An 8,997-nucleotide genomic window follows, 5' to 3' on the forward strand; every position below is an offset into this window, starting at 1 on the left:
GTCGGCGGGCGAGGCGGTCGAGTCGTCTGAAGTCTTGTCGTCAGCCTGGGCGGCGTCGGCGACCTTGGCGGGCGCCTTGGCCTCACCGGTCGCGTCCGAGGCGTCGGCGGCCCTGGCGTCGGCGGCCTTGGCGTCGGCGGCGCGCTCGGCGGCCTTGGCGCTGGAGGCCTTGTATTGCTGCGCCCGGTCGGTCGCCTTGTCGGCGGCCTTGCCGGCGTCTCGCGTGGAGGCCTTATCGTCCGAGGCGTTCGCGCTTCCGGTCTGGGCCAGCAGCGCGCCGAAGCCCTCGGCCGCGTCCTTGTCATAGCCGCCGGCGAGCGCCGGGGCCGAAGGCAGGACGGAAGTGGGAGCAGCGATCGCGGTCATGCGTCGATTGAGTCCACGGAGGATGGCGGCCCGGAGAGGACACGCCTTGATCCGGACTTCCCTGAGCAACCCCCGGGCCAACTCGAAAATTCTTCATAACTATTTGTTTTATTTGATATTAATCTTGCATTCACAACTTTGGATTGGCCGACCACGGCGCTTTTTGCCGAGCTGAACCGGGCGAAAAGGGCCAGGGTTGCCGCGTCGTCGCGCCCCACCCCCAGTTGGCGCCCTCCTTGCGCATACGTTTCTGTCGCTCGCTCGACGTCAGGAACGAATTGCCATGAATTTCAATGGCTTGCACATCGCCGAAGGGGTCGAACCCCACAACGCCCGGCAGTTTTCGCCGGGCAAGGTCGCGTCGTGCCGTTCGTGGTTTGCCGAGCAGGCCGGAGAATAGATCATGTCGTTGAACACCATCTTGAACGTTGCGACCTCGGGAATGATGGCGGCCCAGACAGGCCTGCGCGTCGTTTCCGACAACATCGCCAACATCAACACCGCCGGTTACGTCCGCAAGACGATCGCCCAGTCGAACCTGGTGTCGAACGGCATGGGCGTGGGCGTCAATGTCGACGCCATCAAGCGCGCCACCGACAAGTTCATGGCCGCCGCCGCCCTGAACGGCTCCGCCGACGCCGGCCGTACGAGCGCGATCTCCACCGCCATGGACAACGCCCAGAAGCTGTTTGGCGACCCCACCACGAAGAACAACTTCTTCGCCACCCTGGATGATGTCTACGCCGCCTTCTCCATGGCGGTGGACGATCCGTCCTCGTTCCTGCTGCGCACCAGCGCGGTCACCAAGGTCGAGGACTTCCTCAGCGAGAGCACGCGCATCACGTCCTCGCTGTCGGACCAGATCAAGGACACAGACAACCGCATCAGCGCCGACGTCGACCGCGTCAACGACCTGCTCAGCCAGATCGACGCCCTGAATATCGACATCACCCGCGCCAAGATGTCAGGCGCTGACGGCACCGGCTCGGAGAACGTCCAGAGCGGACTGATCAACGAGCTGTCGACCTATATGAACGTCACCGTCAGCGATCGCGCCAACGGCGGCGTCATGGTGCGCTCGGCCGAGGGCGTCACCCTGGCGGGCACCGGCCCCGCCAAGATCACCTACAATCAAGCCGGCTCGGCCGACGGCTACCTGACGGTCGTCACCGCCAACAGCGGCGACCAGGTCATGCCGTTCCATGTCGACAACGGCGAGATCCAGGGCCTGCTGGAGCTGCGCAACAAGGAGCTGCCCAACCTCTCCGACCAGCTGGGCGAGTTCGTCTCCCGCGCGGCCGAAGAGCTGAACCGCGCCTCCAACGCCGCCAGCGCGGTTCCCGCGCCCAGGAGCATGATCGGCAAGGACACCGGTCTGGACGCCAACACCGCCTTCGCCCACTTCACCGGCAAGACGACGATCGCCGTCACCGACGCCACGAACGCGATCGTCCAGCGCGTCGACATCGACTTCACCGCCGGGACCATGACCGTCAACGGCGCCGCCGGCCCGGCCTTCACGAACGCCAACTTCCTGGCCCAGCTGAACACCGCCCTGGGCGGGACGGCCGGCGCGGGCTTCGCCAACGGCAAGCTGAGCCTGAGCGCCACGGCCGCGACCGGCGGCGTCGCCGTCCTCGACGACGCCACCACGCCCTCGAACAAGGCCGGCAAGGGCTTCGGCCAGTTCTTCGGCCTCAACGACATCATCCGTTCCAGCGGCTATGCGCCCTATGAAACGGGCATGGTCGCCAGCGATCCCAGCGGTTTCACGCCCGGTCAGACCATCACCCTTCGGCTGACCGACGGCGCCGGCGGCCGCCTGCGCGACGTCCGGGTGACGATCCCGACCGGGACCGGCTCCATGCAGGAGACTCTCGACGCCTTGAACTCCCGCAGCTCGGGCGCGGGCCTCTATGGCACGTTCGCCCTGGGCTCGAAGGGCGAACTGACCTTCACCTCCAACAGCGCCACGCCGGTCAGCCTGTCGGTGGTCGAGGATTTGACCCAGCGCGGCGCGGGCGGCCCCTCGCTCAGCCAGCTGTTCGGCGTCGGCATGAGCGAGCGCAGCACCCGCGGCGGCCTGTTCCACATGGATCCGGCCATGTCGGCCGATCCCTCCAAGTTGCCGTTCGCCAAGCTGGACCTGACCGCGGCGGCCGGCGTCCCGGCCCTGGCGGTCGGCGACGGCCGCGGCGCCTTGGCCATGGCCAAGGCCGGCGACAGCGTCACCAGCTTCGCCAACGCCGGCGACGCCGCCGGCGCCAGGAAGAGCGTGCTGACCTATGGCGCGGACTTCAGCGGTTCGATCGCCCGCAAGGCCAATTCCGCCATCAGCCGCAAGGAAGCGGCCGAGTCCGTCAAGATCGAGGTCGACGCCCAGCGTCAGTCGCAGGAAGGCGTCAACCTCGACGAGGAGCTGGTCAACCTGACCACCTATCAACAGGCGTTCAACGCCTCCGCCCGCCTGATCCAGGCGACGAAGGACATGTTCGATGTCCTCACCAATATCGTTTGAGGTTAAGCCATGACCCGCGTTTCCACCTCCGGCAATTTCGGCGTGATGACCAGCAACCTGATGCGCGCGCAGGTGCTGCAGAACATTGCCGGCGAACAGGTCTCCAGCCAGAAGAACGCCACCGACCTGAAGGGCTACGCCAAGAACGCCGAAGTTCTGACGGCCATGAAGAGCGCCCAGGCCAAGGTCGCCGGCTTCCGGGACCAGACCTCCCTGGTCGCCAACCGCCTGGATGTGCAGGACATCGGCATCGGCCAGATCGCCGACGCCACCCAGGACGCCCGCAACGCCATCGCCAACGCCATGGCGGCCGGCAGCGCCGAGACCATGATGCAGCAGCTGAGCGGCGCGTTCAGCGACGTGGTGCAGGGACTCAACAGCCGGTTCAACGGGCGCTACGTGTTCGCCGGCGCAAAGTCGGACGTCAAGCCGACCACCGCCACCACCATGGCCGACCTGACCGCGGGTCCGCCGATCGCCACGCTGTTCCAGAACGACCAGTACATCACCACCAACCGCATCGACGACGCCACCTCGGTCAATACCGGCCAGTTGGCCGACAAGCTGGGCACGGGGGTCTACGGCGCGTTCCAGCAGATCCAGGCCTATGTCGACGCCAACGGCCCATTCACCGGCAAGTTGACCCAAGCCCAGAACGACTTTCTCAAGGGCGTGCTGGGAACCTTCGACACCGTCAAGGTCGGCCTGACCACGGCCCAGGCCCAGAACGGCCTGAACCAGAAGCGCTTCGAAAGCGCCCAGGTCGAGCTGTCGGACCAGGCCGACACCCTGACCACCATGGTCGGCGGCATCACCGACGTCGACATGGCCGAGGCGGTCACCCGTCTGGAGTCCGCGCAGCTGGCCGTCCAGGCCGCGGCCCAGGTGTTCGCCTCCCTGCAGAACTCGTCGCTGCTGAACGTGCTGAAGTAGAGACGCGCCCTCCGTCACGTCGCTTCATTCCCCAAACCTCGCAAAACCGGCCTCGAACCGCTATATGGCCGCGATGGACGCCGACACCGCTCTGCTGGACACCGCCCCGATCGCCCCCTCCGCCCTCGACCACGCGGTCGAGATGGCGCGCGAGGCCGTGGGCCTGCCCGTCGGCGCGCGGATCGTCGCGGCGATGTCCGGCGGCGTGGACTCCACCGTCACCGCGGCCCTGCTGGCCAAGGCCGGCTATGACGTGGTGGGCGTCACCCTGCAGCTCTACGACCATGGCGCGGCGATCGCCAAGAAGGGCGCCTGCTGCGCGGGCCAGGACATCATGGACGCCCGCATGGCGGCCGAGCGGATCGGCATCCCGCACTACGTCCTGGACTACGAAAGCCGCTTCAAGGAGCAGGTGATCGAGGAGTTCGCCGACGCCTATCTGCGTGGCGAGACGCCGATCCCGTGCGTGCGCTGCAACCAGACCGTCAAGTTCCGCGACCTGCTGGACGTGGCCCGCGACCTGGGCGCAGAAGCCATGGCCACCGGCCACTACGTGCAGCGGGCTTTCGCAGGCGGAGCCAACCGCCCGCAGCTGCGCCGCGCCGCCGACCCGGCCAAGGATCAGAGCTATTTCCTGTTCGCCACCACGGCCGAGCAACTGGACTTCCTGCGCTTCCCGCTGGGCGGCATGGACAAGCCGACGGTGCGGCTGGTCGCGGCGGAGCTCGGCTTGTCGATCGCCGACAAGCCCGACAGCCAGGACATCTGCTTCGTGCCCGAAGGCAAGTACACCACCGTGATCGACAGGATCCGGCCGCAAGGCGCCCTGCCCGGCGATCTGGTCCACATGGACGGCCGCGTGCTGGGCCGCCACGAGGGCGTGACCCGCTACACCATCGGCCAGCGTCGCGGTCTGAACATCGCCGTCGGCGACCCGCTGTTCGTGGTCAGGATCGACGCCGACAAGCGCCAGGTCATCGTCGGTCCGCGCGAAGCCCTGCTGACCCAGGCCCTCTCCTTGAAAGAGAGCAATTGGCTGGGCGCCGAGGACAACCTGGAAGCGGCCGCCGCCAACGGCGCGCCGGTGCTGGCCCGCGTGCGCTCGACTCGCGAACCCGTCCCGGGCCGTCTGGCCTTGGTCGAGGGTGAACCGCGCCTGGTGTTCGACGTGCTGGAAGAAGGCGTGGCCCCCGGCCAGGCCTGCGTGCTGTACGACCCCGCCGATCCCGAACGGGTGCTGGGCGGCGGCTTCATCGTGGCGACGGAACGCGCGGCGATCTAGGTCGCCGCGTCTTGCGATTCGACCTGCCGCGCTTCACGCCCAAGCTCCATTTCGCGGCCACGACATACGCTCGGGGGGCAGCGGCCGCTCGGCCGGAACGCCTAAAAAATCAGCAAATTCAGCCAATCCATCCGAATATTTGACGGTTAAGTTAAAAATCAGCGTTCGAAACCGTGTGCTGAGAAAAATAATTGTCCTCTGCACTGAAAATTCACGCCGTGAGCGGGTGACATGCGAAACTTTTATGGCATGGATACGTATCTACTGTATCGCTGCGCCAGATTTTTGACGAATTTGTAGAATTTGGAGTTGAAGGCCAATGGCTACCGCCGCCTACACTTACAAACGCCAACAGGACCGCCACATCTCGCTGACCAAGCTGACCGTGATCCTGGCCAACCTCGGCTTGTGGGCTAGCCTGATCGTCGGCTTGGCGCTGGTCGCGCGTTGATCTAGTCGACGCCCTGTTCCTCCCGGAACAGGCCCTGGATCACATACAGAGCCGCCACCTTCAGATCCACGAACACCGACCACCGGGCGACATAGTCCAGCTCGGCGCTCCACGAGGGCTCTCCCTCGCGTGCGCGCGGCCTGATTATTCCGGGCCGCGCCTCCAGCAGCCTGGCGTAGTCCGGCCGCCCCTGGCTCAGAACGGCATATTGCTCGGGGGAATGGGGCCTGGGCCCGATCAGCGACATGTCGCCGTCGATGACGTTCACCATCGACGGCAGATCGATCAGCCCCGCCCGCCACAACACCCGATCAAACACGCTCTCGCGCTCGAGCGGCCGATGCAGGCGCCAGCGCCCGAACCTCCCGCCGTGCAATCCGACAGTCGGTTCTCGCTCGAGGATCGGACCGGGCCGACTGCAACGGATCGCGGCGATCATCACCAGACCGATCGGCAGGAAGAACAGCAGAACCAGCACCGCGCCCAGCAGGTCCAGTGTCCGCTTGCACACGCTTGCGGCCGGACCAACCGCGCCGACACGCCCCGTCGCTTCACTCAACGCGAACCCCCAACGCACTCTGGGCGCCCCCGCCCGAGCACCACGTTTCGAGAACGGGGCGTTCGATGGCTTGGAACGTGCCGGATGTGTCGGGGTTCCGACCCTGCATGGCGGTTGTGATCGGCGCCGATCAGACGATCTCGTCGAAGCCCATGCCGATCTTGAACAGGCAATAACCGGTCTCGTCGACCAGGCGCGCCACGTCGGGATTGGTGTCGGCGCGCTCGCGCATGCGGGTGAAGCGCCAGTCGTCTGGATCGGCCCCGTCCGGAAACTCCGCCCCATCCGCCGTCACCAACCGGTAGGCCGGCTTGGCGCGATGGACGTGGAAGCGAAAGCTCACTCGGCGGCGATCCTGGTCGAGGCCTCCAGGGCCTCGCCGACCGTCAGGGACTGTTCTTCGTGCACGACGCGGCTCAGGTCGCGGCCGTCGACGATCTCGCCGCAAGCCTCGCAGGCCAGCTTGGGATGGAAGTCATGGCCGCAGGTCTTGTGCACGAAATGCACCGGCCCCTTGCCCACGCCGTAGACATGCTGGTCGCCCCACTCGGCCATGGTCAGCAGCACCGGCGACAAGGCCCGGCCCTTGGGCGTCAGCACGTATTCCCGGCGCGGCGGGCGTTCCGAATAGCGGCGCGGCTCCAGCACCCCGTGGGCCACCAGGCTCTTGAGGCGGGCGGCCAGGACGTTGCGGGCCACGCCCAGGCGCTCCTGCCACTGTTCGAACCGTTTCACGCCCTGGAAGGCGTCGCGGAGGATCAGCAGGGTCCACGGATCGCCGACGACCTCGAGGGTGGCGGCGATGGAGCAGCGTTCATTGGTGTAGTCAGCGGTGCGGCCCATCCCGTGAAGGTGAAGCCTTCCGGAAGGGAATGCAAGGGTTGCTTTTGCAGACCGACACGGGTAAGTTTTTTATAGCAATTGACTCTCTCGGTTGCGCACTGGGAGCGCGATAGCCGAAAGTGGAAGCCGGTTTCGGCGGCCATCGCGCTCCCATTTTTTCGGAAATTGGCTTCTCGCCAATTTCTGCGGGTCGGTGGCGGAGACATCCGCCTTCCGCCATCGCCCGCTTTTTGCGCGAGACCCTTGCGCGTGAGGCGTTGAAGGGGGTTTATTCCGCCGCAAAATCCCCAGGGTGGAGTTCAAGCATGTCCAGCGCCGATCCGGTCGTCATCGTCTCGTTCGCCCGCACGCCGATGGGCGGCTTCCAGGGGGCGTTGGCCGGGGCCAAGGCCACCGAGCTGGGCGCCGCGGCGGTGAGGGCGGCGATCGAGCGGGCCGGCGTCTCGGGCGACCTGGTCGAGCAGATCTTCATGGGCTGCGTCCTGCCCGCCGGCCTGGGCCAGGCCCCTGCCCGCCAGGCGGCGGTCGGGGCGGGCCTGCCGCTCTCGGTCGAAGCCACAACGGTCAACAAGATGTGCGGCAGCGGCATGCAGGCCGCGATCATGGCCCATGACGCCTTGGCGGCCGGCAGCGCCGAGATCATCGTGGCCGGCGGCATGGAGAGCATGACCAACGCCCCCTACCTGCTGACCAAGCACCGCTCGGGCGCGCGCATCGGCCATGACCAGATGATGGACTCCATGTACCTGGACGGGCTGGAGGACGCCTACACCCCCGGCAAGCTGATGGGCGCCTTCGCCGAGGACAGCGCCGCCACCTACCAGTTCGGTCGAGAGGCCATGGACGCCTATGCCGTGGCGGGCCTCGCCAAGGCCCAGAAGGCCGTCTCGTCCGGCGCGTTCGCCGCCGAGATCACCCCGGTGACCATCACCACCCGCAAGGGCGTCGAGACCGTCAGCCAGGACGAGCAGCCGCTGAAGGCCGACGCCGCCAAGATCCCGACCCTGCGCCCGGCCTTCAGCCGCGACGGCGGCATCACGGCCGCCAACTCATCATCGATCAGCGACGGCGCCGCCGCCCTGGTCATGACCCGCGAAAGCGTCGCCAAGCGCCTGGGCCTGCCGATCGTCGCCCGGGTGGTCGCCCACGCCGCCCACGCCCACGAGCCGAGCCTGTTCACCACCGCCCCCGTGCCGGCCATGCGCAAGGCGCTGAAGAAGGCCGGCTGGGAGGTCGCCGATGTCGACCTGTTCGAGGTCAACGAGGCCTTCGCCGTGGTCGCCATGATCGCCCAGCAGGAGCTGGGCATCGATCCGGACAAGCTGAACGTCAACGGCGGCGCCTGCGCCCTGGGCCATCCCATCGGCGCCAGCGGGGCGCGCATCCTGTGCACCCTGATCTCGGCCCTGCAGGCGCGCGGCGGCAAGAAGGGCCTGGCCAGCTTGTGCATCGGCGGCGGCGAGGCCACGGCGATGGCGGTGGAGCTGGTTTAGGGCGCAACTCAGCGTTTGAGACGAAAACCTCGTCCTTCGACAGGCTCAGGACGAGGTTTTTCTAACGTCGTGGCCTATCCATGGTCCTCATCCTGAGCCTGTCGAAGGACGAGGACCCACGCACCGCGCTAATTGTCGATAGACCGCTCCAAACGCCACAAAACACCGCCAGAGCCCGCATCGCCCACCTCGTTCGCGCGTTAGCCCCCAGCCATACCAACCTTGGCGCGGCGCGCCGTCCAGCCCATATGCGAGTCATGACCGACGCCTTCAGCCACAACCCCGCCAAGAGCCGCTACGAACTGGAAGTCGACGGAAGGCTCGCCTTCGCCGACTACCAGCGCAGCGGACACCGCCTGGTCATCCCCCATGTCGAGGCCGATCCCGCTCTGCGCGGCACGGGCGCCGCCGGAAGGCTGATGGTCAAGGTCGCCGAGACCGCCCGCAACGAGGGCATGAAGATCGTGCCGTTGTGCAGCTATGCCGCCGCCTGGCTGAAGCGGAACGATCCGGAGATCATCGCTTAGATCGACCGGGGACATGCCCTTGCGG

The 8,997-nt window shown here is 66.8% G+C and carries 9 protein-coding genes and 1 pseudogene; 6 read left to right on the top strand and 4 right to left on the bottom strand.

Annotation, left to right across the window (positions count from 1 at the left end; translation table 11 throughout):
* Positions 1-366, bottom strand: a pseudogene (locus WAL33_RS04970) (flagellar hook-length control protein FliK); the annotation flags it as partial.
* 403 nt (positions 367-769) lie between these two features.
* On the opposite strand from WAL33_RS04970, the gene flgK reads away from it, so the two are divergent.
* From flgK to WAL33_RS04990, 4 genes are all read left to right on the top strand, one after another.
* Positions 770-2,884 carry a flagellar hook-associated protein FlgK gene (gene flgK, locus WAL33_RS04975; protein ID WP_422179082.1) on the top strand — a complete coding sequence of 705 codons (2,115 nt, stop codon included), beginning with the start codon at positions 770-772 and terminating at the stop codon, positions 2,882-2,884.
* A 9-nt stretch (positions 2,885-2,893) separates the two neighbouring features.
* A complete protein-coding gene (locus tag WAL33_RS04980; RefSeq protein ID WP_422179084.1) occupies positions 2,894-3,817 on the top strand; it encodes a flagellin in 924 nt (307 codons plus the stop codon).
* A gap of 64 nt (positions 3,818-3,881) precedes the next feature.
* The gene (gene mnmA / locus WAL33_RS04985) at positions 3,882-5,099 is read left to right on the top strand and encodes a tRNA 2-thiouridine(34) synthase MnmA (RefSeq protein WP_422179086.1); all 1,218 of its coding nucleotides are present in this window, start codon (positions 3,882-3,884) and stop codon (positions 5,097-5,099) included.
* Between the two features lie 319 nt (positions 5,100-5,418).
* Complete coding sequence (locus tag WAL33_RS04990) at positions 5,419-5,550, top strand: hypothetical protein (RefSeq protein WP_422179088.1); 132 nt, start codon at positions 5,419-5,421, stop codon at positions 5,548-5,550.
* Position 5,551: 1 nt separating this feature from the next.
* Here WAL33_RS04990 and WAL33_RS04995 read toward each other — a convergent pair whose 3' ends face one another.
* The 3 genes from WAL33_RS04995 to WAL33_RS05005 all read right to left on the bottom strand — a co-directional run bounded on the left by WAL33_RS04995 (position 5,552) and on the right by WAL33_RS05005 (position 6,952).
* Positions 5,552-6,061 carry a sugar transferase gene (locus WAL33_RS04995; RefSeq protein WP_422179090.1) on the bottom strand — a complete coding sequence of 170 codons (510 nt, stop codon included), beginning with the start codon at positions 6,059-6,061 and terminating at the stop codon, positions 5,552-5,554.
* Positions 6,062-6,239: 178 nt separating this feature from the next.
* Positions 6,240-6,452, bottom strand: coding sequence for a hypothetical protein (locus WAL33_RS05000; RefSeq protein ID WP_422179092.1), 213 nt, complete (start codon positions 6,450-6,452; stop codon positions 6,240-6,242).
* Positions 6,449-6,952 carry a winged helix-turn-helix transcriptional regulator gene (locus WAL33_RS05005; protein WP_422179094.1) on the bottom strand — a complete coding sequence of 168 codons (504 nt, stop codon included), beginning with the start codon at positions 6,950-6,952 and terminating at the stop codon, positions 6,449-6,451. Before WAL33_RS05005 ends, WAL33_RS05000 begins: the two co-directional genes overlap by 4 nt.
* A gap of 305 nt (positions 6,953-7,257) precedes the next feature.
* Here WAL33_RS05005 and WAL33_RS05010 point away from each other — a divergent pair, with 305 nt between their 5' ends.
* Both WAL33_RS05010 and WAL33_RS05015 read left to right on the top strand, forming a co-directional pair.
* Positions 7,258-8,445 (top strand): acetyl-CoA C-acyltransferase, encoded by a 1,188-nt coding sequence (locus WAL33_RS05010; protein ID WP_422179096.1) that lies wholly within the window; start codon positions 7,258-7,260, stop codon positions 8,443-8,445.
* Positions 8,446-8,702: 257 nt separating this feature from the next.
* Positions 8,703-8,972, top strand: coding sequence for a GNAT family N-acetyltransferase (locus WAL33_RS05015; RefSeq protein ID WP_422179098.1), 270 nt, complete (start codon positions 8,703-8,705; stop codon positions 8,970-8,972).
* Positions 8,973-8,997 lie beyond the last annotated feature (25 nt).

It is taken from the genome of Caulobacter sp., from assembly GCF_049283275.1.
Taxonomy (GTDB): Bacteria; Pseudomonadota; Alphaproteobacteria; order Caulobacterales; family Caulobacteraceae; genus Caulobacter.

Excerpts from the sequence above, each read along its gene's own strand:
- flgK (WP_422179082.1), top strand. The coding sequence starts at position 770 with ATGTCGTTGAACACCATCTTGAACGTTGCGACCTCGGGAATGATGGCG.
- WAL33_RS04980 (WP_422179084.1), top strand. The coding sequence starts at position 2,894 with ATGACCCGCGTTTCCACCTCCGGCAATTTCGGCGTGATGACCAGCAAC.
- mnmA (WP_422179086.1), top strand. The coding sequence starts at position 3,882 with ATGGCCGCGATGGACGCCGACACCGCTCTGCTGGACACCGCCCCGATC.
- WAL33_RS04990 (WP_422179088.1), top strand. The coding sequence starts at position 5,419 with ATGGCTACCGCCGCCTACACTTACAAACGCCAACAGGACCGCCACATC.
- WAL33_RS05005 (WP_422179094.1), bottom strand. The coding sequence starts at position 6,952 with ATGGGCCGCACCGCTGACTACACCAATGAACGCTGCTCCATCGCCGCC.
- WAL33_RS05010 (WP_422179096.1), top strand. The coding sequence starts at position 7,258 with ATGTCCAGCGCCGATCCGGTCGTCATCGTCTCGTTCGCCCGCACGCCG.
- WAL33_RS05015 (WP_422179098.1), top strand. The coding sequence starts at position 8,703 with ATGACCGACGCCTTCAGCCACAACCCCGCCAAGAGCCGCTACGAACTG.